The sequence below is a fragment of the Kitasatospora fiedleri genome (assembly GCF_948472415.1).
Lineage (GTDB): Bacteria > Actinomycetota > Actinomycetes > Streptomycetales > Streptomycetaceae > Kitasatospora > Kitasatospora fiedleri.
The window spans coordinates 5,497,452-5,521,455 of the sequence record NZ_OX419519.1; the positions used below are offsets into that span (position 1 = coordinate 5,497,452).

The 24,004-nt window shown below is 74.4% G+C and carries 20 protein-coding genes and 1 tRNA gene; 9 read left to right on the forward strand and 12 right to left on the reverse strand.

The genetic code is table 11. From position 1 onward, the window contains the following. The first annotated feature begins 190 nt into the window (after positions 1–190). Positions 191–1,372 (forward strand): PP2C family protein-serine/threonine phosphatase, encoded by a 1,182-nt coding sequence (locus QMQ26_RS25085; protein ID WP_282202759.1) that lies wholly within the window; start codon positions 191–193, stop codon positions 1,370–1,372. A gap of 15 nt (positions 1,373–1,387) precedes the next feature. On the opposite strand, the gene QMQ26_RS25090 is transcribed toward QMQ26_RS25085, so the two are convergent. Beyond that, a complete protein-coding gene (locus QMQ26_RS25090; protein ID WP_282202760.1) occupies positions 1,388–3,076 on the reverse strand; it encodes a bifunctional 3'-5' exonuclease/DNA polymerase in 1,689 nt (562 codons plus the stop codon). A gap of 309 nt (positions 3,077–3,385) precedes the next feature. On the opposite strand from QMQ26_RS25090, the gene QMQ26_RS25095 reads away from it, so the two are divergent. Next, entirely contained in the window at positions 3,386–5,413 is a 2,028-nt protein-coding gene (locus QMQ26_RS25095) for a M3 family metallopeptidase (protein ID WP_282202761.1), read from the forward strand. A 50-nt stretch (positions 5,414–5,463) separates the two neighbouring features. Here QMQ26_RS25095 and QMQ26_RS25100 read toward each other — a convergent pair whose 3' ends face one another. Continuing rightward, entirely contained in the window at positions 5,464–6,672 is a 1,209-nt protein-coding gene (locus tag QMQ26_RS25100) for a glycoside hydrolase family 5 protein (RefSeq protein WP_282202762.1), read from the reverse strand. A 106-nt stretch (positions 6,673–6,778) separates the two neighbouring features. After that, on the reverse strand, positions 6,779–7,435 hold the full coding sequence (locus tag QMQ26_RS25105) for a TetR family transcriptional regulator (RefSeq protein ID WP_282202763.1): 657 nt from the start codon (positions 7,433–7,435) through the stop codon (positions 6,779–6,781). A 155-nt stretch (positions 7,436–7,590) separates the two neighbouring features. Between QMQ26_RS25105 and QMQ26_RS25110 the strand changes: the two genes are divergently transcribed. Continuing rightward, positions 7,591–8,808, forward strand: coding sequence for an acyl-CoA dehydrogenase family protein (locus QMQ26_RS25110; RefSeq protein ID WP_100840331.1), 1,218 nt, complete (start codon positions 7,591–7,593; stop codon positions 8,806–8,808). Between the two features lie 134 nt (positions 8,809–8,942). On the opposite strand, the gene QMQ26_RS25115 is transcribed toward QMQ26_RS25110, so the two are convergent. From QMQ26_RS25115 to QMQ26_RS25125, 3 genes are all read right to left on the reverse strand, one after another. Then, positions 8,943–9,560: a hypothetical protein gene (locus QMQ26_RS25115; RefSeq protein ID WP_282202764.1), complete on the reverse strand. Its 618-nt coding sequence runs from the start codon at positions 9,558–9,560 to the stop codon at positions 8,943–8,945. 92 nt (positions 9,561–9,652) lie between these two features. Continuing rightward, on the reverse strand, positions 9,653–10,489 hold the full coding sequence (locus QMQ26_RS25120; RefSeq protein ID WP_404813957.1) for an enoyl-CoA hydratase/isomerase family protein: 837 nt from the start codon (positions 10,487–10,489) through the stop codon (positions 9,653–9,655). Between the two features lie 168 nt (positions 10,490–10,657). Beyond that, positions 10,658–11,218, reverse strand: coding sequence for a GNAT family N-acetyltransferase (locus QMQ26_RS25125; RefSeq protein ID WP_282202765.1), 561 nt, complete (start codon positions 11,216–11,218; stop codon positions 10,658–10,660). A gap of 50 nt (positions 11,219–11,268) precedes the next feature. Between QMQ26_RS25125 and QMQ26_RS25130 the strand changes: the two genes are divergently transcribed. After that, on the forward strand, positions 11,269–11,883 hold the full coding sequence (locus QMQ26_RS25130; protein ID WP_282202766.1) for a TetR/AcrR family transcriptional regulator: 615 nt from the start codon (positions 11,269–11,271) through the stop codon (positions 11,881–11,883). Positions 11,884–11,983: 100 nt separating this feature from the next. Here QMQ26_RS25130 and QMQ26_RS25135 read toward each other — a convergent pair. Beyond that, a tRNA-Arg gene (locus QMQ26_RS25135) sits at positions 11,984–12,056 on the reverse strand. A gap of 760 nt (positions 12,057–12,816) precedes the next feature. Between QMQ26_RS25135 and QMQ26_RS25140 the strand changes: the two genes are divergently transcribed. The 5 genes from QMQ26_RS25140 (at position 12,817) to QMQ26_RS25160 (ending at position 18,325) form a co-directional block, all read left to right on the forward strand. Further along, the gene (locus QMQ26_RS25140; protein ID WP_282202767.1) at positions 12,817–13,446 is read left to right on the forward strand and encodes a single-stranded DNA-binding protein; all 630 of its coding nucleotides are present in this window, start codon (positions 12,817–12,819) and stop codon (positions 13,444–13,446) included. A 277-nt stretch (positions 13,447–13,723) separates the two neighbouring features. Continuing rightward, complete coding sequence (locus QMQ26_RS25145) at positions 13,724–15,151, forward strand: Cys-Gln thioester bond-forming surface protein (RefSeq protein WP_282202768.1); 1,428 nt, start codon at positions 13,724–13,726, stop codon at positions 15,149–15,151. A 213-nt stretch (positions 15,152–15,364) separates the two neighbouring features. Continuing rightward, positions 15,365–17,029, forward strand: a complete 1,665-nt coding sequence (ettA, locus tag QMQ26_RS25150) for an energy-dependent translational throttle protein EttA (RefSeq protein ID WP_100840326.1) — start codon at positions 15,365–15,367, stop codon at positions 17,027–17,029. A 115-nt stretch (positions 17,030–17,144) separates the two neighbouring features. Beyond that, positions 17,145–17,588 (forward strand): acyl-CoA thioesterase, encoded by a 444-nt coding sequence (locus tag QMQ26_RS25155; protein WP_100840325.1) that lies wholly within the window; start codon positions 17,145–17,147, stop codon positions 17,586–17,588. A 44-nt stretch (positions 17,589–17,632) separates the two neighbouring features. Continuing rightward, complete coding sequence (locus tag QMQ26_RS25160) at positions 17,633–18,325, forward strand: hypothetical protein (RefSeq protein ID WP_282202769.1); 693 nt, start codon at positions 17,633–17,635, stop codon at positions 18,323–18,325. Between the two features lie 82 nt (positions 18,326–18,407). On the opposite strand, the gene QMQ26_RS25165 is transcribed toward QMQ26_RS25160, so the two are convergent. The 5 genes from QMQ26_RS25165 to QMQ26_RS25185 form a co-directional block, all read right to left on the reverse strand. Further along, a complete protein-coding gene (locus tag QMQ26_RS25165; protein ID WP_100840323.1) occupies positions 18,408–18,818 on the reverse strand; it encodes a globin in 411 nt (136 codons plus the stop codon). 80 nt (positions 18,819–18,898) lie between these two features. Next, positions 18,899–20,029, reverse strand: a complete 1,131-nt coding sequence (locus QMQ26_RS25170; RefSeq protein ID WP_282202770.1) for an ABC transporter permease — start codon at positions 20,027–20,029, stop codon at positions 18,899–18,901. Then, positions 20,026–20,943: an ABC transporter ATP-binding protein gene (locus tag QMQ26_RS25175; RefSeq protein WP_100840321.1), complete on the reverse strand. Its 918-nt coding sequence runs from the start codon at positions 20,941–20,943 to the stop codon at positions 20,026–20,028. The genes QMQ26_RS25170 and QMQ26_RS25175 overlap by 4 nt, the downstream gene beginning before the upstream one ends. Positions 20,944–21,129: 186 nt before the next feature. Next, entirely contained in the window at positions 21,130–22,587 is a 1,458-nt protein-coding gene (locus QMQ26_RS25180; protein WP_282202771.1) for an FHA domain-containing protein, read from the reverse strand. A gap of 87 nt (positions 22,588–22,674) precedes the next feature. Further along, the gene (locus tag QMQ26_RS25185; RefSeq protein ID WP_100840319.1) at positions 22,675–24,003 is read right to left on the reverse strand and encodes a vWA domain-containing protein; all 1,329 of its coding nucleotides are present in this window, start codon (positions 24,001–24,003) and stop codon (positions 22,675–22,677) included. Position 24,004 lies beyond the last annotated feature (1 nt).

A 24,004-nucleotide genomic window follows, 5' to 3' on the forward strand; every position in this document is an offset into this window, starting at 1 on the left:
CCGGGAGCGGCGGCGGCGGGCGGCCCCACGCCGGGCCGCCGCCCGGCCGTCATCCGAACGGCCAGGCCCGGCGGGGTGCCGCGACCCGGGGCGCGGGGCCCCGGCCGGACGCCCGGGAGCCCTCCGTCCGGCGCCGCCGGCGTTTCGCCCGGACGGAGCAGAGCGGCCTGCTGTCCGATATGTTCGTTAGGTGCACTTTCGACGCGGGGGCGGCACGCCGTCCGGCAGCACCGGCGGAGTGCCGCCCAGCCGGCAGCGCAACGCCCTGCTGGCGGCCGACCTCCAGGACCTGTCGCTGCTGCGCCGGGCCGGGCCCGCGCTGCTCGCCATCGCGATCGTCTCCCTCGCCGACTACCTCTCCGGGCAGGACCGCTACCTGGCCCCGCTGATGGTCGTCGTCCCGTCGGTCGCCGCGCTCACCCTGCGTCCGCGCGAACTGCTCGCGGTCTGCTTCCTCGGCCTGATGGCGCTGCTCGTCCTCAGCGGCTACGACGAGGTCGACAACCTCAGCGACAGCCGCTTCCTGTACGGCGCGATGGTCAGCTACGTCGCGGTCACCGCGCTCAGCGCCGGGATCGCCGAGCTGCGGATGCGAAGAGCCGCGGCCTTCGCCGCCGTCAGCTCGGTCGCGGAGGCCGCCCAGCGGGCGCTGCTGCGCCAGCCCGAACCGGTGGTCGGGCCGCTGCGGCTGGCCGTGCGGTACGTGTCCGCCGCGGACGCCGCCCGGATCGGCGGCGACCTCTACTCCGTCCTGGACACCCCGTACGGCACCCGGGTGCTGGTCGGCGACGTCCGCGGCAAGGGGCTCGGGGCGGTGCAGACCGCGGCGGTGGTGCTCGGCGCGTTCCGGGAGGCCGCGTACGACGAGGAGCAGCTGCCCGCGGTGGCCGGGCGGATCGAGGCCAGCATGCGCCGGCACGTGCCCGACGGGGAGTTCACCACCGCGATGTTCGCCGCCTTCCGCGAGCCCGGCAGCGTCGACCTGCTGCACCTGGGCCACGTCCCGCCGCTGCGGGTGCGCGCCGACGGGCGGGCCGAGGTGCTCGAACCCGAGGACCCCTGGCTGCCGCTCGGCCTCGGGCACCTGGTCAGCGGCCGGCCCAGCCCGACCGCGGTGCCGTTCGGCCCGCGCGACGTGCTGGTGCTGTGCACCGACGGCGTGATCGAGGCGAAGGGCGCGCCCGGCGGCGAGTTCTACCCGCTGGCCGAACGCGCCGGGCCGCTGGTCCGCGACGGCTGGCGCTCGCTGGCCGACCTCGACGCCGCCGTCGCCCGCCTGTACGCCGACCTGCTCGCGCACACCGGCGGCGAACTCGGCGACGACGCGCTGCTGCTGCTGGTCACCCGGCCCGCGCCGGACGCGGCGCCCTGAGCCGGGCGGGGGCGCTCACTTCGCGTCCCCGTAGCAGTCGACCACGGCGGTGCTCAGCGGGAAGCGCACCGGGGTGTCGCCGAAGACCAGGGCGGTGGCCTCCTCGGCGGCCTCGGTGACGGCGGCGGCGACGGCGTCGGCCAGGTCGGCGGGGGTGTGCACCATCACCTCGTCGTGCTGGAAGAACACCAGGTGCGGGCGGTCGTCGCCGGAGCGCAGCGCGGCCAGCCGGCGGCGCAGCGCCGCCAGCAGGGCCAGCGCCCAGTCCGCGCCGCTGCCCTGGATCACGAAGTTGCGGGTGAACCGGCCGCGGGCGCGGGCCGAGCGGCCGCCCGCCTCGCCGGACTCCGGGGCCTCCGTCAGGTCCAGCCAGTCCGCCGAGGGCGGCGGGCAGGCCCGGCCCAGCCGGGAGGACACCACCCCGCCGTCCTCCCCGGTGCGGGCCGCCGCCTCCACGTACCCCATCGCCGCCGGGTAGCGGCGGCGCAGCGTGTTCAGCAGCGGGCCGATGCCGCCGCCGGTCTGGCCGTACATCGCGCCCAGCAGGCCCAGCTTCGCCTTGTCCCGGTCGCCCTGGAACGCGCTCGCGGCCAGCGCCGCGTACAGGTCGCCGTCGGCGGCCGTCCGGGCCAGCCCGGCGTCCCCCGACAGGGCGGCCAGCACCCGGGGCTCCAGCTGCGCCGCGTCCGCGACCACCAGCAGCCAGCCCGGATCGGCCACCACCGCGCCGCGCAGGGTGCGCGGGATCTGCAGCGCCCCGCCGCCGCGCGAGGCCCAGCGGCCCGTCACCACGCCGCCCACCACGTACTCCGGGCGGAACCGGCCGCCGCGCGCCCAGGCCGCCTGCCAGGCCCAGCCGTGTGCGGCGTGCAGCCGGGACAGCTCCTTGTAGCGCACCATCAGGGCGGCCGCCGGGTGGTCCACCGCCTTCAGCTCCCAGGAGCGGGTCGAGGACAGCTGGACGCCCCGGTCGGCGAACGCCTTGATCACCTGGGTGTGCGAGTCCAGGTTGAACGGGCGGGCGCCCAGCGCGCGCTGCACCTCCAGGGCCAGCTCGGCGAGCTTCGGCGGCAGCGCGCCCGGGATCGCCGGGCGCGGCCCGAGCAGCTCGGTCAGCAGCCCGTCGTGCACGTCGGAGCGCCAGGGCAGCCCGTCGTGCGCCATCTCGCAGGCCAGCAGCGCCCCCGCCGACTCGGCCGCCACCAGCAGCCGGAACCGGGCGCGGGCCGCCGGGTCGGCGATCGCCGCGAGCCGCCGCAGCTGCTCCGCGTGGACCGCCACGGTGGCCTCCAACTGGTCCGTGCCCGGCGGCAGTTGCAGCCGGTCCGGGGCGAACAGGCCGTCCTCGTCGGGCAGCGCGCCCTCCGGCAGGTCGGCCGGCACCGGCAGGCCGCGCAGCCGGGCCCAGGCCGCGCCCAGCGAACGCGGCGCCCCGAACCGGCCCTCCCGGCCCAGCAGCAGCGCCTCGGTCAGCCGCAGGTCGTGGCAGCGCGCCAGCCGCTCCGGCAGGGCGGCCAGCAGCGGGCCGTACCCGGTGTCCGCCGTCGGCCACACCCAGCGCGGGGCGTGCGCGGCCTCCACCGCGGCCACCGCCTCGGCGAGCCGCGGCGCGCGCTCGGGCGGGCCCAGCGGCGCGCCGTCCTCGCCGAGCGGCCGCAGTCGGCCGCCCGGGCCGTGCGGGTCGGGCACCAGGGCGTAGCGCACGGGCGGCGGCTCCTCTCGACCAGCTGTTTCGGTGCTTCTCGGTGCTGCTCAGTGCTTCTCGGGGGCGTCCGGGGCCCGGGGGCGGGACCTGACGACGGTAGCCGGTGGGGGTGACAGCCGGCGTCGCGGCACGAGGGGGGGACGCGCGGTCGAAGGGGCGCGCGGGCCGGGGGCACCCGGTCGGAGGGGGCGCGCGGGCCCTGGGGCGGGGGTGCGGGACGGGCCGGGTGGGGCGCGCGGGGCGGGGCCGGGCGGCGGCTTGCCGTGCCAGTGTTCCGCCGACGCCCGGGGGCCCGTAATCTCGCCGACATGAGCGACAATCCCTTCTTCTCGCCCAGCACCCTGGTGTACGAGCTCCCGCCCTTCGCCGAGATCCGGGAAGAGCACTACCGCCCGGCCTTCGAGCGGGGCATGGCCGACCAGCTCGCCGAGGTCGCCGCGATCGCCGCGGACCCCGAGCCGCCGACCTTCGACAACACCGTGGTGGCGCTGGAGCGTTCGGGAGCGGTGCTGCGCCGGGTGACGGCGGTCTTCTTCAACCAGGACTCCTCCGACACCACCCCCGGCGTCCAGGCGCTCGACGCCGAGGTCAGCCCCCTGCTGGCCGCGCACGCCGACGCGATCCACCTCGACCCGGCGCTGTTCGCCCGGCTCGACGCCCTGCACCGGGCCCGGCACGGCCTCGGCCTGGACGCCGAGTCGCTGCGCCTGCTGGAGCGCCGGCACACCGCCTTCGTCCGGGCCGGCGCCCGCCTGGACGCCGACGGCCAGCGCCGGCTGCGCGAGATCAACGCCGAACTCGCCGCCGACAGCGCCGCGTTCCGCAGGAACACGCACGCGGCCTCGCTGGCCGGCGCGGTCGCGGTGGACAGCGCCGCCGCCCTCGACGGCCTGCCCGAGGCGGAGATCGCCGCCGCCGCGGAGAACGCCCGGGCGCTCGGCCGGGACGGCCGCTGGGTGCTCAGCCTGAAGAACTTCTCCCAGCAGACCGAACTCGCCCGCCTCACCGACCGCGACCTGCGCCGCCGCCTGCTCACCGCCTCGCTGGGCCGCGGCCTGGACACCAACGGCCCGCTCGCCGCCAAGATGGCCGCGCTGCGCGCCGAACGCGCCGCCCTGCTCGGCCACCCCACCCACGCCTCGTACGTGGTCGCCGACGAGACCGCCGGCACCGTCGAGGCGGTCGGCGCGATGCTCGGCCGGCTGGTCGCCCCCGCCGTCGCCAACGCCGAGCGCGAGGCCGCCGACCTGGCGGCCGCCGCGGCCGTCGACGGGATCGGCGAACTGGCCGCCCACGACTGGGCGTTCTACGCCGAGAAGGTGCGCGCCGAGCGCTACGACGTGGACACCGCGGCGCTGCGCCCCTACTTCGAGCTGGAGCGGGTGCTGCGCGACGGCGTCTTCTTCGCGGCCGGGCTCGCCTACGGGCTGACCTTCACCGAGCGGCCCGACCTGACCGCGTACCACCCCGACGCTCGGGTCTTCGAGGTGTTCGACGCGGACGGCTCGGCGCTGGGCCTGTTCATCGGGGACTTCCACGCCCGCGAGTCCAAGCGCGGCGGCGCCTGGATGAACGAACTCGTCGCCCAGTCGCGGCTGCTGGGGACCCGCCCGGTGGTCGTCAACAACCTCAACATCGCCCGCCCGGCGCCCGGCGAGCCCGCGCTGCTCAGCTGGGACGAGGTGCGCACCCTGTTCCACGAGTTCGGGCACGCGCTGCACGGGCTGTTCTCGGACGTCGAGTACCCGTCGTTCTCGGGCACCGAGGTGCCGCGCGACTTCGTCGAGTTCCCGTCCCAGGTCAACGAGATGTGGATGACCCGGCCCGAGGTGCTGGCCAACTACGCCCGCCACCACGAGAGCGGCGAGCCGCTGGACGCCGCCGTGGTCGAGCGGATGCTCGCCGCCGAGAACTACGGGCAGGGCTTCCGGACCGTCGAGTACCTGTCGGCGGCGCTGCTCGACTGGGCCTGGCACACCCGCGGCGCGGACGACCCGGTCGTCGCGGACGCGGAGGAGTTCGAGGCGCGGGCGCTGGCCGAGGCGGGCATCGCGGTCGCGGCGGTGCCGCCGCGCTACCGCACCGGGTACTTCAACCACGTGTTCTCGAACGGGTACAGCGCCGGGTACTACGCGTACATCTGGTCGGAGGTGCTGGACGCGGAGACGGTGGAGTGGTTCGGCTCCGGCGGGCGCGGCGCGCGGGAGAGCGGGCAGCTGTTCCGCGAGCGGCTGCTGTCGCGGGGCGGGAGCCGGGACGCGCTGGAGTGCGTGCGGGACGTGCTGGGGCGGGAGCCGGAGATCGGGCCGCTGCTGGTCCGGCGGGGGCTCGGCTAGGGGTGTGCCCGGGCGGTTCCCCGCGCCCCGGCCGGGGCGCGGGGGTGCGGCTACGAGGTGAAGACCGGTCCGTAGCCGGGGGCCGGGCGGCCGTCGGGGGTGAGGGCGCAGTAGCCGCCGTCGCCGCGGCACCAGTACCACATGGTCCAGCCGGCGGCGAAGGCGCGCATGGCGGTGAGCTGGCGGCGGATCAGTTCGGCGTTGCCGGGGGTGGCGGCGGAGGGCGGGCCCCACTCGCCGACCAGGACGGGCAGCCGGTGGGCGCGGGGGTAGGCGGTGACGGCGGCGGTGTACGCCTCGACGAAGCCGCCGGACGGGTCCCAGTCCCGGCCGGCCTCGACGGCGGTGTCGTAGAAGTGCGGGGCGTAGCCGATCCGGTCGGCGCCGGGGCGGGGGTCGGTGAAGCCGGGCAGGCGGGTGGGGACGCCCTGGCCGACCAGGACGGTGGGTTCGACGAACAGCCAGGCGTCGCGGTCGGCCCGGCGGACGGCGGTGATCAGGCGGCGGTACATCGCGGCGAGCCGGCCCCGCTCCAGGGCGGCGGAGGCGGCGGCGAGGACGGCCGGATCGGCGGGGTCGCCGGCGACCGGGCCGAAGGGCTCGTTGAACAGGTCGTAGCCGAGCAGGGCGGGCGCGCCGCGCAGTTCGCGGGCGACGGTGGTGTACAGGTCGGCCTGGGCGCGGCGGAGGTCCGGGTCGTCGTAGAGGTGGCGGAAGGCGGCCTGGACGGCGGGCTGGAAGTAGCCGGCGAACCAGTCGTCCGGGTCGGGGGTGAAGGGCAGGCCGTCGTCGCGGGTGGCCCAGGCGGGGGCGCCGCCGTCGCCGCCGAGGAAGTACTGGCCGTAGACGTCCTGGTGGAAGTCGACGACCGCGTACAGGCGGTACTCCGCGGCCCAGTCCAGGAGCCGGCGCAGCCGGGCGAGCTGGGCCCGGTCGTAGTGGCCGCGGGCGGGTTCGAGCCGGGACCAGGAGACCGCGATCCGGACCAGCCGGAAGCCGGCGGCGGAGAGCGCGCGCAGGTCGGCCTCGGTGGTCTCGTCGTACTTGTCGAGGTTGAAGCCGCGCAGGTCCAGGACCCGGCCGCGGCGGTCGGTGAGGACGGTGCGACCGTCGGCGAGGGTGGTGGCGGAGACCTCGCGGGCGTCGGCCGGGCCGCGGGCGGCGGACCGGCCGGGGTCGGCGGGCGGGCCGGCCGAGACGGTGCCGAGGACGGCGGCGGCGGTGAGCAGCAGGGCGGCGGCGGAGCGGAGGACGCGCACGGGGGCACCTCACGGCGGGCGGGGGGCGGGGTGCGCCGATCCTGCCTGAGCCGCCCCCGCCGCACAAGAGGTGAGACATGCTCATGTTCGGTGCGGCGTGCGGGGGTCAGGACTCCGGGGCGGCCAGCATCGGCGGCAGGTCGGCGGCGGCGGAGAGGCGCCCCCACAGCAGGTCGGCGAGGGCCTGCACCATCCGGGCGCGCGGGCAGGGGCGGGTCTCCAGCCACCAGTCGCCGGCGGCCAGCACCATGCCGGTGATCGAGCGCCCCCAGGTCTCGGAGAGCAGCGGGCCGTCCTGGCCGAGGTCGACCTGCTGCTGGATGGCGCGGGTGATCTCCTCGGCGATCTGCCGCAGCGCGGGCGCCAGCGCGTTGCCCGCCCCGGTGGGGTCGCCCGGCTCGGGGTGGGTGAGCAGCCGGTACACCTGCGGGCGGGACTCGATCGCGGCCAGGTAGACGTCCAGCACGTGCTCGACCCGGTCGCGGCGCTCCAGCGGCTCGTTCAGCGCCGCGCGGACGGCGGCCAGCAGCCCGGCGGTGTGGCGCTGGGTCAGCGCGCCGATCAGGCCGTTCCGGTCGCCGAAGTGCCGGTAGAGGATGGGCTTGGTGATGCCGGCCTCGGCGGCGATCGCGTTCATGCTGGCGCCCGGGCCCTCGCGCTGGACGACCCGGTCGGCGGCGTTGAGCAGTTGCTCGCGGCGGGGCTCGGTGCGGGCGGCGGCGCGGGGGTCGGCGGGCGGGCCGGTGCGGGGGTCGGTGGTCATGCGCTGCTCCTCGTGCGGGCGGGTAGGCGGATCGGCGGATCGGCGGGCGTTGACACCGGTTACCTATCGGTAGCAGACTCGCCGCCATGTTACCGGAGGTAACAGCGCAGTGGCGTGCACCCTCCGGCCCGCACGACCGTCTCCTGGAGGCCGACATGACCACCTTCTCGCTCGACCCCGGGCCGGACCAGATCGCCGTCCGCGACTGGCTGCACGGCTTCGCCGCCGACGTCATCCGCCCCGCCGCCGCGGAGTGGGACGAACGCGAGGAGACCCCCTGGCCGATCATCCAGGAGGCCGCCAAGCTGGGCATCTACTCGCTGGACTTCTACGCCCAGCAGTTCTTCGATCCGTCCGGCGTCGGCATCCCGATCGCCATGGAGGAGCTGTTCTGGGGCGACGCCGGCATCGCGCTGGCCATCACCGGCACCACGCTGGCCGCCGTCGCCGTGCTCGCCAACGGCACCGAGGAGCAGATCGGCACCTGGGCCCCGCAGATGTTCGGCACCCCCGAGGACGTCAAGGTCGCCGCGTTCTGCTCCTCCGAGCCCGACGCCGGCTCCGACGTCTCCGCGCTGCGCACCCGCGCCGTCTACGACGAGGCCAAGGACGAGTGGGTGATCAACGGCACCAAGACCTGGGCCACCAACGGCGGCATCGCCCACGTCCACGTGGTGGTCGCCACCGTCGACCCCGAACTCGGCTCCCGCGGCCAGGCCTCGTTCGTCATCCCGCCCGGCACCAAGGGCCTCAGCCAGGGCCAGAAGTTCAAGAAGCACGGCATCCGCGCCTCGCACACCGCCGAGGTCGTCCTCGACGGCGTCCGCGTCCCCGGCCACTGCCTGCTCGGCGGCAAGGAGAAGCTCGACGCCCGCCTCGCCCGGGCCCGCGAGGGCACCAGGGGCGGCGGCAAGAACGCGGCGATGGCCACCTTCGAAGCCTCCCGCCCCGCCGTCGGCGCGCAGGCCATCGGCATCGCCCGGGCCGCGTACGAGGTCGCCCTCGACTACGCCGGGACCCGCGTGCAGTTCGGCAGGCCGATCATCGAGAACCAGGGCGTCGCCTTCCAGCTCGCCGACATGAAGACCCGGATCGACGCCGCCCGGCTGCTGGTCTGGCGGGCCTCCTGGATGGCCGTCAACAACCGGCCGTTCACCAGCGCCGAGGGCTCGATGTCCAAGCTGTACGCCGGTGAGACCGCCAGGTTCGTCACCGCGCAGGCCATGCAGATCCTCGGCGGCAACGGCTTCACCCGCGAGTACCCGGTCGAGCGGATGCACCGCGACAGCGCGATCTACACCGTGTTCGAGGGCACCAGCGAGATCCAGCGCCTGGTCATCGCCCGGGCGATCTCGGGGGCGCCGATCCGCTGAGCGGCCCGGACCGGCCCGGACCGGCCCGGCCCGGCCCGGGTCACGAACGGCCCGGCGGTGGCGGCACCCACCAGTGCAGCCGCCACCGCCGGGCGCTCCGCCGTGCCGGGCGCTCCGCCGCGCCGGGCGGCCCGTCAGCGGGCCGCCCAGAAGGTCAGCCCGGCGGCGGCCGCCCCCACCAGTGCGCCGACCGCCGTCTGGGCCCGGGTGTGGTCCCGCAGGACCACGCGGGACCACCCCACCAGCGCCACCCCGGGCAGGGCCAGCAGCCACCACGGGCCGAGCGCGACCGCGGTGCAGACGATCGCGCCGCACAGCACCGCGGTGTGCACCGACACCTTCCACCACACCGTGATCACCATGATCGGCACCAGCGAGGCGAACATCGCCAGCACCATCGCCGTCATGTCGGCCGGGGCGTCCAGCCACACCATCGCCAGCAGGCTGACCAGCACCGAGCCCATGACGAACGGGAGCACCACCAGGCGGCGCCGGCGCCGGCCGACGTGCCGGTCCTCGATGCTGCCGCGGCGCATCCCGCTACGGATGAACCAGGTCGGTATCACGGCCGCGAACAGCGCCGCGAACACCGCCCAGCCCAGGCCCGACCAGCCGTAGCGGACCACGCCGATCAGCGGCAGCACCGCGATGATCACGTTCTTCGGCTCGACCCCGTCGGTGATCCGGCGGGCCCAGCCGCTCGCTGCGGGAGAGGCGCCCTCGGCCTCGACGGCGGGCCTGGAGGTCGACATGCTGCTCCTTCGGCCGGGACGGGGCCCGTTCGGTGATCAGATCACCAGCGATTGTTCAGCACCGCCGAACCGCCGAACCGCCGGGTACCCGGCTAGAACTCCGGTTCGCGGCGCTCCAGGAACGCCGCCAGGCCCTCCCGGACGTCCGGGGACGTCCGGGAGGCGCGCTCCCAGGGGGCCAGGGCGGCCGCCGCGTCCGCCGGGCCGGCGGCCAGGACCGCCTTCACCGCGCCGATCGTCTGCGGCGAGCGGCGGGCCAGCAGCCGGGCGAACTCCCGCGCTCGGAGGTCGAGTTCGGCGGGCGGGACGACCTCGTCCAGCAGGCCGAACAGCTCCGCGCGGGCGGCCGGCAGCAACGCGCCGGAGAACAGCAGGTACTTGGCCCGGGCCGGGCCGACCAGCGCGGCCAGCCGCAGCGTCGGGACCGCCGGGTAGACCACGCCCAGCTTCGCCGGGGTGATGCCGAGCCGGGCGTCCTCGGCGGCCAGCCGCAGGTCGCAGGCCAGCGCCAACTGGCAGCCGCCACCCACGCAGGCGCCGCGCACCACCGCCAGGGTCGGACGCGGGAACGCCGCCAGCGCCTCCTCCGCGGCCACGTTCCCGGCGTGGTAGGCGTCGGCGGACGCCGGGTCGGCGTACACCTCGGCCAACTCGGCGATGTCCGCGCCCGCCGAGAACGCGCCGCCCGCGCCGGTCAGCACCAGCACCCGGACGTCCGGGCGGGCGGCCAGCACCGCCAGCACCCGCGGCAGGGCCCGCCACATCGCGCCGGTCACCGCGTTGCGCCGCTCCGGGCGCTCCAGCAGCAGCGTGGCCACCCGGTCCGGGCCGACCCAGCAGCGCAGGCCCGCCGCGCCGGTGGGCAGTTCGACGTCCCCGGGGCCCGGGCGGTCGAGCGGGTGGGCGGTGCGCGCGGGCACGGTGGGCATGGCGGGCCTCTCGGGGGACGGTGCCGGACGGGCCGTCAGCCTTTCACGCGGGCGCGGGGCGGGCCATGTGATCCGCGTCAACCGGGCGGCGGGGCGGGGGCGGTGCTTGCGGGGCGGCGAGCGGCGAGGTCGTCGGGCGGCGAGGGCATCGGGTCAGCGGGCGGCGGGTCAGCGGGCGGCGGTGCGGGCGGCCCGCCACTCCGGGGCCAGCATCGACCAGACCTCCAGGTCCAGCCGGACGCCCAGGTGCTCGGTGTGCCCCCGCAGGGTGCCGTCCAGCGTCATGCCCAGGCGCCGGGCGACGGCCCGGCTGCGCAGGTTGACCGTGCTGTTCCACCACTCGGCGCGGTACAGGCCGCGTTCGAGCAGCGCGTAGTCCAGCAGGTGGCGGACGGCGGCGGAGACCAGGCCGCGGCCCTGCCCGGCCGGCTCGGTCCAGACGCCGATCTCGCAGACCCCACCCGCCGCGTCGAACTGGACGAACATCACGCCGCCGACCAGCGTTCCGCGCAGCCATATTCCGTGGACCCGGCCGGTGTCGGCGGCCTGCTTCTCGGCGAACTTCTGCAGCGTCGCGCGGGCGGAATCCGGATCGGTGCTGCGGGTCGCCCACGGAATCCACGGATCGATCCCGTCCCGGGCCCGGTCCATGTGTTCCAGGAACTCCGCGGCCTGCCACGGTTCCAGCGGGCGCAGTTCGGCGTCCTCGGCCAGCGCTACGGCGTACATCGGCATCCCCTCGGGTACATAACAAACGTTTGGTAGGTACCCTAGCGCGCATGACTCCACCCGCACGGGGCGATCACGAAGCCCGCCGGCGCGACGTCTCGGAAGCGGTGCGGCGGGTGCTCGCCGACCGCGGCTTCGGCGGACTGACCCTGCGCGCGGTGGCCGCCGAACTCGGCGCCTCCACCGGCCTGCTCACCCACTACTTCCCGCACAAGCGGGCGCTGGTCGCCCACGCGCTGGAGGTGCTCGACCAGCAGGCCGCCGAGCGCCACCGGCCCGCCACCGAGGCCGCCGCCGGCGCCCGCGGCCTGCCCGTGCTGCGCGCCGTGCTGCTCGACGTCCTGCCGCTGGACGCGCAGGGGGCCGCCGACAACCGGGTCTGGGTCGGCTCCTGGGACGCCGCCCTCGGCGACGACGCGCTCACCGCCGAGCACGCCGAGCGCTACCGCCGGGCCCGCCGGCGGATGGCCGAACTCTGCGCGGAGGCCCAGGAACTCGGCGAACTGCCCGCCGGCCGCCCGGCCGAGGACCTCGCCGCGCGGGCCCAGTCCTTCGTCCTCGGGCTGGTGGTGCAGGCGCTGTTCGCCCCCGCGGAGTTCCCACCGACGCGCCAACGCGCACTGCTGGACGGGTTCCTGGCGGACCTGGCGGCGGGGGAGGAGTGACCCCGCCGGGAACGGGCAGGCGGGGCGGTGGACCGGTGCGTGCCGGGTGCGGTGCGGGAGGGCTCGTCCGGTGGTGTCGCGGCCGGTCGGAGTGTGTGGGCGCCCCCAGCAGGATTCGAACCTGCGACCTACCGCTTAGAAGGCGGGTGCTCTATCCGCTGAGCTATGGGGGCCGGGGTGTTGACGTCGGCCCGCTTGCCGGGCCTGGGCCGGGACGGGATGTTCCGGGACAGGATACGGGTGTTCAGTTCTGCCCCCTGGACTTCGAAGACCGGACCGGGGTGTGTCGGCCTCCGCGGGGCGGTCCGATAATCGCAGGTAGTCCCGTGGAGTGCAGCGGTCTACCGGCTCTCGGAGCGGGACGTTGTGCAGTCGTTACGGGGCTGCGACCCCACCCGTTATGGATTCGGCGGGGGCAATCGCCCGGAGCGGGCCGCGGGTGGGGGCGCGTTTAGGGGTTCCATCGGTCGGATGACATGGACGGGGCGAGTCGCGGGCCACCCGTTCGTGGTTTCGCCGCTGGACCCGGGGTGTCCGGAGGGTGTGCGGGCGGTCACCGGAAGGGGTGATCGGCGCAGGTGCCCGAACGGTTCTTGCGGTGGACGGGGTGCGGGGTCGGGATCCGGTCGGGGTCGGGTCGGGGTCGGGTCGGGCCCGCGGGAGCGCGGGGCGGGTCCGGGTGCGGACGCGGGGCGGCATTTGTCCGGGGTGCTCGGATTGTTGTCGTGGGCACGGCATTCAAATGGTCAATTTCCGACCGAAAAGGACGTGAATTCACTCGCGGGAGTTACTTCGGTTTTCCACAGGGCCGGGTTGTCCACAGGGGCGCGGAAGGCCCTGGTACGGATTTCCCGGAAGGCGGAGGATCTTTCCCGGCGGGTATTCCGCCGGGAAAGACCGTCGGCCGCCACGGCCGGGAGCGGAGGAGTCGGAATGGACGAGGCACTGGTGACGATGGTCGGCAACGCCGCCTCGGGCGTGACGTACCGGGAGACGTCCGGCGGGGTGCCGGTGGCGAACTTCCGGCTCGCCGCGCGGGAGCGGCGCTACGACCGCGAGCGCGGCGACTGGACGGACGGCGAGACGACCTGGGTGACGGTGGTGGCCTGGCGGCGGCTCGCGGTCAACCTGGTCAGTTCGGTGAACAAGGGGGACCCGCTGCTGGTGAGCGGGCGGTTGCGGGTCCGCGAGTGGGGTGAGGAGGGGAGTCGGCGGACGGAGGTGGAGATCGAGGCCCGTTCGGTCGGCCACGACCTGGTGCGGGGCACCTCGACGTTCCGGCGCGCGCTGGAGGGCAAGTCGGAGCCGGTGCGCGGCGGTTCGGCGGCGGTGTCGCCCGCGTCTGCGTCTGTGCCTGTGCCTGCGTCTGCGTCCGTGCCCGCGCACGTGCCCGCGTCGGCGGAGGGCGGGCAGCGGGCGGTGCGGCTGGTGGAGGAGGCGGTTCCGGACTGGATCGTGGCGGCGGTCGCGGCCCGGCGCCGGGCGGAGGAGGCCGCCGCAGCCGGGGCGGGGCCGGTGGGGTGGCTGGGGAAGGGGGTGCGGATGTGGCGGAGGAGGTTCTGAACTGACCCAATCGGGGCACTTCTTGAGCCGGGGAGTGCAATCCTGATTGCCGCGGAGACGCCTCGTGGCTTTATGTCGACTCATCAACTCGCTCCGGCAACCAGCTCCTTGATAACAGAACAGCCACGATATTGTCCTGATTCGCTACGGGCCTGGAGCGGTCGGGTCGTGTCAATAGGATGCGTCTGGTCCACACACGTGCAGCGGTGCCGCAGGGGGTGCCGCTTTGCAGGGGGCGGGTTGCCAGAAGGCACGTCGCCGCCCGGAGGGATCCCACATGTTCCACAAGCAGGGGCGGGCCGTCTCCCGCATCGTCGCTGTCATGCTCGCGTCCGGCCTCACGGTCGGCTCGGGCCTGCTCGCGGCCGGTACGGCGGCTGCGGCCGACCCCGCCACGGGGGTCAAGGCGAAGCTGGACGGCGGCATCCGTTACGGGGAGCAGATCGAGCACGAGGTCCGCCCCGGTCGCTGGCTCCCGGTCACCGCCGGGCAGTTCAGCCTTAAGGTGATCGGCACCGACACCGTCCTCCAGGTGTACTGCATCGACCTGCTCAACGACACGCTCAAGGACGCGACCTACCACGAGACCGACTGGGCCTCGACCTCGCTGTCCCAGCCGGAGAAGGCCAAGGCCAAGGCCGGCCCGAAGATCCAGTGGCTGCTGGAGCACTCCTTCCCGAACGTCGACGAGGGCGCGCTCAGCAAGGCCTCCGGCATCGCCGGGCTCACCAAGGACGACGCCGCCGCGGCCACCCAGATCGCGATCTGGCACTACTCCGACCCGAACGTGCCGACCAAGCAGAGCGACGACCACGAGAAGACCAAGAAGTTCACCGACTGGCTGATCGCCCAGGCCGACGCCAAGGGCGGCGCCGAGGAGCCGAAGCCCTCGCTGGCCCTCAACCCCGGCTCGGTGGCCGGCAAGAGCGGTGACCTGCTCGGCCCGATCACCGTCACCACCGGCGGCACCACCGACAACGTCACCGTCGCGCTGGACAAGAAGGGCACCGACGCGGGCGTCACCCTCGTCGACAAGAGCGGCGCCGCAGTGAAGAACGCCAAGAGCGGCGACCAGCTGTTCGCCAAGGTGCCGGCCGGCACCGACGCGGGCACCGCGACCGTCAGCGCCGACGCCACCGCGACCATCAACCTCGGCCGGGCCTTCGTCGGCGACGACAACGGCAAGCACAGCCAGACCCTGATCCTGGCGGGTGCCGACAAGGTCAAGGTCAACGCCCTCGCCACGCTCTCCTGGGCGCCGCAGGGCGCGGTGCCGACCGCGGACGCCGCGATCGACTGCACCAAGGGCGCCCTGGTGGTCACCCTCGGGAACAAGGGCGACCAGCCCGCGACCTTCAAGGTCGGCGGCAAGGAGTACACGGTCAAGCCGAACGGCACCGAGGCCGTGACCCTGCCGGTCGAGGAGGACACCAAGTACGACTTCACCGTCACCGGCCCGGGCGGCTTCTCCAAGCAGTTCGGCGGCCTGCTGAACTGCAAGACCGACAGCGCCACCCAGACCCCGACGCCGTCCGCCTCGGCCTCCCCGGTGCCGTCGCCCAGCCCGACCGGCCCCGAGCTGGCCTCCACCGGTGGCGGCATGGGCACCGGCCTGACCGCCACCCTGGCCGGCGTGCTGGTCGTCGCCGGCGGCGCCGCGGTCTACGGCATGCGCCGCCGCGGCCGCCACAGCCGCACCTCCTGAACGACGAGCTGAAACCCGCCCGGCCTCCGCGCCGGGCGGGGGACGGCCCCGCCGCCCGCCCGGGCGGCGGGGCCGTTCGCGTACCGGGCGCCCGCAGCCGGCGGCCCGGCGGGCCCGGGGGCGCCCGGCCGGGCGTTCGGGGCGGTCCCGGCCTTACGGCACAATGGAAGGCTGCAAGCCGATTACTCACGACGACGCCGGAGCGATCTCAACGTGGCGGAATACATCTACACCATGCGCAAGGTGCGCAAGGCACACGGCGACAAGGTCATCCTTGACGACGTGACGCTCAGCTTCCTCCCCGGGGCGAAGATCGGCGTCGTCGGCCCCAACGGCGCCGGTAAGTCGACCGTGCTGCGGATGATGGCGGGCCTCGACCAGCCCTCCAACGGCGACGCCTTCCTCTCGCCGGGCTTCACCGTCGGCATGCTCCAGCAGGAGCCCCCGCTGGACGAGTCCAAGACGGTCCTGGAGAACGTCCAGGACGGCGTCAAGGAGATCAAGGCCAAGCTCGACCGGTTCAACGAGATCGCCGAGCTGATGGCGACCGACTACTCGGACGAACTGCTCGCCGAGATGGGCACCCTCCAGGAGGACCTGGACCACGCCAACGCCTGGGACCTCGACGTCCAGCTGGAGCAGGCCATGGACGCGCTGGGCTGCCCGCCCGGCGACTGGGCGGTCACCAAGCTCTCCGGCGGCGAGCGCCGCCGCGTCGCGCTCTGCAAGCTGCTGCTGGAGCAGCCCGACCTGCTGCTGCTCGACGAGCCCACCAACCACCTGGACGCCGAGTCGGTGAACTGGCTGGAGCAGCACCTGGAGAAGTACCCCGGCACCGTCGTCGCCGTCACCCACGACCGGTACTTCCTGGACAACGTCGCCGAGTGGATCCTCGAACTCGACCGCGGCCGCGCCTACCCGTACGAGGGCAACTACTCCACCTACCTGGAGACCAAGCAGACCCGGCTCAAGGTCGAGGGCCAGAAGGACGCCAAGCGCGCCAAGCGGCTCCGGGAAGAGCTGGAGTGGGTCCGCTCCAACGCCAAGGGCCGCCAGGCCAAGTCCAAGGCCCGCCTGGCCCGCTACGAGGAGATGGCGGCCGAGGCGGACAAGATGCGGAAGCTGGACTTCGAGGAGATCCAGATCCCGCCGGGCCCGCGCCTGGGCAGCGTCGTCATCGAGGTCGACGACCTGCACAAGTCGTTCGGCGACAAGATCCTGATCGACGGCCTGAGCTTCACCCTGCCGCGCAACGGCATCGTCGGCGTGATCGGCCCCAACGGCGCCGGCAAGACCACCCTGTTCAAGATGCTCCAGGACCTGGAGACGCCGGACAGCGGCACCGTCAAGGTCGGCGAGACCGTCAAGATCAGCTACGTCGACCAGACCCGCTCCAACATCGACCCGAAGAAGACCCTGTGGGAGGTCGTCTCCGACGGCCTCGACTGGATCAACGTCGGCCAGGTGGAGATGCCGTCCCGGGCGTACGTGTCCGCGTTCGGCTTCAAGGGCCCGGACCAGCAGAAGCCGGCCGGCGTGCTCTCCGGCGGTGAGCGCAACCGCCTCAACCTGGCGCTGACCCTCAAGCAGGGCGGCAACCTGCTGCTCCTCGACGAGCCGACCAACGACCTCGACGTCGAGACCCTGTCCTCGCTGGAGAACGCGCTGCTGGAGTTCCCCGGCTGCGCCGTGGTCATCTCCCACGACCGCTGGTTCCTGGACCGGGTGGCCACCCACATCCTCGCCTACGAGGGCGAGAGCAAGTGGTTCTGGTTCGAGGGCAACTTCGAGTCCTACGAGAAGAACAAGATCGAGCGCCTCGGCGCCGACGCGGCCCGCCCGCACCGCGCCAGCTACAAGAAGCTGACCCGCGACTGACACCCGGGCGCAACCCCGGCCCGGCAGACTGCCCCCGCGGGCGGGCTGCCGGGCCGCCCGCCCGTAGGCTGCCCGCACGGATACCCACGGGTACGGAGAATTCGAGGAGAACGCCGTGGCTCGCCACATCTACGCCTGCCCCCTGAGGTGGTCCGACATGGACGCCTTCGGCCACGTGAACAACGTGGTCTTCCTGCGCTACCTGGAGGAGGCCCGGATCGACTTCATGTTCACCCAGGCCGCCGAGGCCGGCGCCGGTGAGTTCGCGGGCGGCTCGGTGGTGGCGCGCCACGAGATCGACTACAAGCGGCCGCTGGTGCACCGCCCCGAGCCGGTCACCATCGAGACCCGGGTGACGAAGATCGGCGGCGCCTCGCTGACCGTCTCCTACGAGATCAAGGACGTCGCCGCCGACGGCACCGAGACGGTGTACGTCACCGCCTCCACCGTGGTCGTCCCCTACAACCTGGCCGAGGGCCGGCCGCGCCGGATCAGCCCCGTCGAGCGGGAGTTCCTGAGCCGCTTCATGGACGAGCAGCCCGCCGGCTGCGCCGCCTGACGGGACGAGCCGACACCCGCCGCTGACGAAACGAGCTGACCCCGGTGACCGTGCAGACCCGACTCGACCTCGCCGACCGGCGGGAGGGCGCCGACCTGAGCGCCTTCCTCGGACGGCTGCTGCGCTTCGACCGGGCCGCGGCGGTCCGGCTCCAGGTGGTGCCGGGCGCGGACGGCGGCGGGGTGCTGGCGGTCTTCGGCCGGCTGCCGCTCGGCGGGGCCGCGGTGCTCGCGGTGCGCACCGTGCGGCTGGCCGGGCTCGACACGTCCGCCGACCTGACCGTCTCCGCCGGGCAACTGCTGGAGTCGGTGGACGAGGCGGGCGCCGCCCTCGGGCTGCCCGCGCCGGTCACCGGCCCGTCCTGGGCCGGGCTGCTCCCGCCGCGCTCCGGCTGGCAACCGCTCGGGCAGCCGCCGGTCGACCGGGTGGTGGGCGAAGTGCTCGCCGCCGTCGAGGAGTTCAAGCGGCGCACCGCCGAGGTGCCGGACCACCACCGGACCAGGCAGGCGGTCGACGCGATCGCCGACGAGATCTGGTCCCGGCCGCTGGGCGCCGCCGAGGGACTGCCGCTGCGGGCCGCGCACGCCGCGCACGCGATCGGGTTCCTGCGCCCCGGCACCCCGCTCTCCGCCCACCGGGCCGGGGCCTGGCTGCGGCTGGACGCGCCCGCCGGGTCCGTCCTGCTGCGCACGGCGGCCGCGCCCGGCGCGGGCCTGGGGCTCAGCCCGCTGCGCTGAACCCGGCCGCAGGGTCGCGGGACCGCGGAGCCGCAGCGCTCCGGGCTGTGGTCCTCCGGACCTCAGCGCTCCGGCGGGGTGTTCAGCCCGCGGTGTTGATCATCGAGGCGGCGGCGTACGTCATGTAGTTCCACAGCTCGCGGTCGGCCTCGGCGGGTAGCGCCAGCTCGTCCAGGGCGGCGCGCATGTGGCCCAGCCAGGCGTCGTGCGCGGCCCGGTCGACCCGGAACGGGGCGTGCCGCATCCGCAGCCGGGGGTGGCCGCGGCGCTCGCTGTAGGTGCGCGGGCCGCCCCAGTACTGGATCAGGAACAGGGCGAAGCGCTCCTCGGCCGGGCCGAGGTCCTCCTCCGGGTACATCGGGCGCAGCAGCTCGTCCTGGGCGACACCGCGGTAGAAGAGGTGCACCAGCCTGCGGAAGGTCGCCTCGCCGCCGACCTGCTGGTAGAAGGTCTCCTCTTGTGCGGTGGTGGTCTCGCGCCCGGTGTCAGTCACCCGTCCATGGTCGCAGACGCCGACGGGGGCCGTACACCGGGACTTCCGGCGTACGACCCCCGTCCCGGGGCGGTCGGCGGCTACGCGTCGTCCCAGTTGAAGAAGCGCCAGGCGACGGCGCACAGCACCGCCGTGAAGGCCAGCAGGATGCCCATCGCGGGCAGCGCCTCGGCCAGGCCGCCGCCCTGGCTGAGCACCGACTTGGCGGGCACGATCAGGTAGCGCAGCGGCAGCGCCCGGGAGATGTCCTGGAGCCAGCCCGGCGCGAAGTCCAGCGGGATGAACGCGCCGCCGAGGAAGGACATCGGCAGGATGATCAGCTGGTTCATGCCGTTCGCCGACTCCTCGGTCTTCGCCAGCGAGCCGGTGACCAGGCCGATCGACATGAACGCCAGGGTGGCGCAGACCACCAGCGGGAACACCAGCCACCAGTTGCCGGTGAGCTTGAGCCCGAAGTAGTCGATCTGCGCGACCAGCAGGAACAGCGCGGTCTGGGCGAGCGCGACCAGCACGCTGACCAGCACCCGGGCGCCGACGATGGTGCCCGCCGAGATCGGCGCCAGCCGCAGCCGGCGCAGCACCCGCTTCTTGCGCCAGGTGACCAGGGTGAACGACGCGCCGTAGACCGCGCCCATGGCGACGGCGTAGGCGAGCAGGCCCGGGGTCAGGTACTGGATCGGCTTGGTCGAGTCGTCCTCCACCTTGGAGGCGTCCAGGGTGTACTTCGGCGCGACGTTCGAGGCCGCCTGGTTGGCGCCCTGCACCAGGGCGTTGACGATGCCCTGCACGGTGGCGGACTTGACCTGGTCGGCCTGGCTGAAGCGGAGCACCAGGGTGCCGTCCGGCTGCTCCGTGACCAGCCCGTCCAGGTCGCCCTTCCTGACCTTGGCGAGGGCGTCCGCCTCGTTCAGGTCGGTGGTGATCTCCAGCGCCTCCAGCGCGCCCTCGGCGTGGGCCCGGGCGTCGTCCAGCACCTTGACCTGGCCGATCTCGGCGACCTTCACGTGGGTGCTGCCGCCGCCCTTGTAGAGGACGCCGAACAGCAGCAGGAACATCAGCGGCAGCGCGAGGGTGAAGAACAGCGTGCCCTTGTCGCGGACGAAGCCCAGCAGCATCACCCGGGAGAGGCCGACGAAGGCGTTGGCCCGCTCGCGCTCGCCCCCGCCGGCGGGCGCGGGGGCCGGAGTACGGGCCTGTTCGGTGGCGGTCATGCCCGGTACTCCCGTCCGGTCAGCTGGAGGAAGACGTCCTCCAGGGTGGCGCCGCGGACTTCGAGGCCGCGCAGCGCGTTCTGCTCGGCCAGTACGGACAGCACCGGCCCGGGCTCGGCGGTGGACAGCGCCAGCGTGACGCCGTCGTCCTCCAGGTTGGTGTACACGGCGCCCGCGGCGGTGAGCAGTTCGCGGGCCCGCTCGGCGCTCACCTGCCCGGACTCGATCCGGACCCGGACGGTGTCGTCGATCTCGCGGACCAGCGCGGCGGGGGCGCCGGTCTTCAGCACCCTGCCGTGGTCCATCACCGCGACGCGGTCGCAGAGGATCTCCGCCTCGTCCAGGTAGTGGGTGGTCAGCAGCACGGTGCGGCCCTCGGCGTTGATGTCGCGCAGCAGGTCCCACAGGTTGCGGCGGGCCTGCGGGTCGAGGCCGGTGGTCGGCTCGTCCAGGAAGACCAGCTCCGGGTCGTGCACCAGCGCGCAGGCGATGGACAGGCGCTGGGCCTGGCCGCCGGACATCTTGTCGGTCAGCACGTTCGCGGACTCGGTCAGGCCGACCCGCTCCAGCATCGCGTCGGCGGCCTTCGGGCCGATGCCGTAGAACGAGGCGAAGGTGCGGATGGTCTCGCGCGCGGACAGCTTGGTGAAGAACGCGGACGCCTGGAACTGCACGCCGATCCGCGGCAGCAGCTTCGGGTTGCGCGGCCACGGCGACAGGCCGAGCAGTTCGACCCGTCCCTCGTCGGCCTCCCGGATGCCCTCCAGGATCTCCAGGGTGGTCGTCTTGCCGGCGCCGTTCGGTCCGAGCAGGCCGTAGAACTCGCCAGTCCTGACGGACAGTGAGACCCCGTCCACGGCCTGGACATCCCCGTACCGCTTCCGGATTCCGTCAGCGGTTATTGCATCGCTCATGGGGCGAAGCGTAGGCGGTCGGGGCCGCCCCACGAGCATTTTTGTGCGAATCCTGAGCTTGCGGGACGGTCGGGCGGACGCGGCGGCCCGCGCCGGGGAGTGAACTCCCCCGGCACGGGCCGGTCGTGACATGGCGTCAGCGCGCGGTCCGGCGGCCCGGCCGTCGGGCGGGCCGCCGGTGCGGGGTCAGGCCAGGTGCACCGTGATGGTGGTCCAGGCGCCGACGTGAATCCGGTCGCCGTCGTTCAGCGGGATCGCGGTGTGCGGCGGCAGGGTGTCCGGGCCGCCGTTCATGGTGGTGCCGTTGGTGGAGTCCTGGTCGACCACCACCCAGCTGCCGTCCGGCTGCTCGGCCAGCAGGGCGTGGTGGTGCGAGGCGCCCGGGTCCTCCGGGGCGACCGACAGGTCGATCTCCGGCACGGTGCCGCGCTGCTGGCTGCGCCGCCCGATCCGCAGCTGGCCGCGGCCGGTCAGCGGAATCCGCCGCTCCGAGGTGTACTGCGGGAAGTACAGGCCGGCTGCCTCCGGGCCGCTGCGGGTCATCATGTCGGTGAAGTAGTCGTGGTCGGGCGCCACCACGGCGAACCAGGTGGCCCGCTGCTGCGGCGCGCCGCCCGGCTGCCCGGGCGGGGTGAGCCGGAACGACGTCCCGGAGTCCGGGCCGGGCTGCGAGCGGTGGCCCGCCGGGGGAGCGGACGGCTCGGCGTACACCGGTCCGGTGCGCTCGTAGTCGACGTCCGGGAACCCCGCGGCCGAGGGCTTGTCGAACGACGGCGCGGACGGCGCGGAGGCCGCGGCCTGGGCGGCCTGCGCACCCGGGTAACCGGGCCGCTCGTACGGCGAGGGCGACTGGTGCTGCTGCGGGGCGTGCTGCTGCGGCTGCTGGTGCTGCTGCTGGGGACGCTCGTACAGCGACTGCTGCGACTGCTGCGACTGCGGTGGCTGCGACGGCTGCTGCTGGGCGTGCGGCTGCTCGTACGGGGCCCGCTGCTGCTGCTCGTACGGCTGCTGGTGCTGTTGCGGCTGCTGCTGCGGACGCTCGTACGGCGACTGCGGCGGGGCCGGCGGGTCGAACCCGGTCGGCGGGGCCGGGGGCGCGGCGGCGGGCGGCGGGAAGCCGTAGCTCTGCTGCTGGTGCTGGTGCTGGTGCTGCTGCTGCGGGGCGGGCGCGGTGCCCGGCGGGCGGGCGGAGGTGGCCAGGTTGTAGTCGTAGCCGCACTCCTCGCAGTACCGGCCGGTCTGCGGGCTGCGGCAGATCGGGCAGGTGACCAGGCCGGTGGTGGCCGGGGGCGGCGGCGGAGCACCGTACGGGCCGGGGGCGCCGGGCCCGCCGGGGGCGCCCGCGGCGGGCCCGGTGGGCGTGCCGGCGGGCGGCGTCTGGGTGCGGCGCGGCTCGAAGTAGCCGCCGCCACCGGCCGGGGTGCCGGACGGCGGGGTGCTGCCCGGGCCGACCGGGGGTAGCCGGAGGAGGTGTACGCGGGCGGGGCCGGCGGCGCGGCGGGGCCGCCGGGGCGGTGCTGGCCGCCGGCGGGCTGGCCCTGGGCACCGGGCTGGCCCTGGGCGCCGGGCTGGGCCGGACCGTTCGGAAAACCGGGGATCGCCAGGCCGGGCGGCGGCGTCATCGGGAAGCCGCAGTAGTCGCACCAGTCCTCGGCCTGTGACTCGTGTCCCCTAGGGCAGATCGGCATCAGGTCCCCACTCCAGCAGGTTCGGGTCCGGCGGGTGTCCGGCTCACTTCTTCACGCGCACGGTCTTGGTCGACCGGGTCTCGAGTGTCATCGAGTCGGCCTCGCTCACGTTCTTACGGAACCGAACGGTACCCTCCCGTTCGTCGACCACGTCCACCACCTTCCGCAGCAGCTTGAGGGTGCCCTCGTTGCCGCTGGCGTATGCGAGTCGGACGGCGGCTCCCAGCTCGGCGGTGGCGCGGTCCAAGTCGCCCGCCCGGTGGGCCTCCAGGCCGCCGCGGATGGCGTCGGCCAGCTCGGCCTGCCCGGTGTAGTGCGCGACCTGCGGGTTGATCCGGGTCGAGGAGGCCAGGTCGTCCGTCCACACGGCGCGCACCAGTCCCTGGCCGAGCACCTCGGCGGTGCCGTCGGGGTGCGGCAGGACCAGGCTGATCCGGGCGGCCAGCATCTCGCTGCCGACGGCGGCGGCCGGGACCTCCACGCACACGTGGTAGTCGCGGGACTCGTCGCCCCAGGAACCGGTCGGGTAGTCCCCGGCCCGGGTGCCCGCGTCGGCGCGGCGGCCGGTGAGGTCCTCGACGGCGGGGGCGGCCTGCTTGACGAACTTCACCCGGGCGTTCGCCGGCGTCCACACCCGCAGGGCGACGTCGGCGACCTGCTTGCCCATGGTGGCGGACATCATCGCGCGGAAGTCCTCGGCCAGGCCGGAGGACTCGGCGACGATGTCGACGGTGCCGAGCAGCGCGGAGGATATCTTCCGTAGCTCGGCGACCTCCCAGTCGGTGCCGACGCCGCGGCAGTCGGCGGTGAAGTACCCGGAGGCGGCGTCCAGGGCGCGTTGCAGGTCGGCGGGCCGCTCGTGCTCGTTGCGGCCGTCGGTGAGCAGGACGGCGTGCCGGATGGCCGCCTCCGGGCGGGAGGCGAACAGCTGCCGCGCCTTGGTGATCCAGCTGCCGATCGCCGTGCCGCCGGACGGCCTGAGCCGGCGCAGCGCGTCCTTGGCCTGCTCGCGGGTGGACCGGTCGGCGACGGCGAGGCGGCCGTTGCCCGGGTAGACGTCGCCCGCCTCGTGGGTGCCGGCGACCACCGCGAAGGCGACGCCGTCGCGGAGCTCGTCGATGGCGGCGGCGGTGGCCTCGCGGGCGTGCCGCATCTTGCCGTCCGGGTGCTCCATGGAACCGGAGCAGTCGATCACCAGCACCACGGCGGCGTCCGGCCCGCAGGCGCCGATCGGGCGCCCGCCGGAGGTGCCGCCGCCGGTCGCGGTCACCGTGACGATGGCGTTGACCTCCCGGGCGCCCTGGGCGAGGTACTCGTTCTGGAAGACGTCGACGTCGAACCGGGGCGCGTCGGGCTTGGACAACGAGGCCATG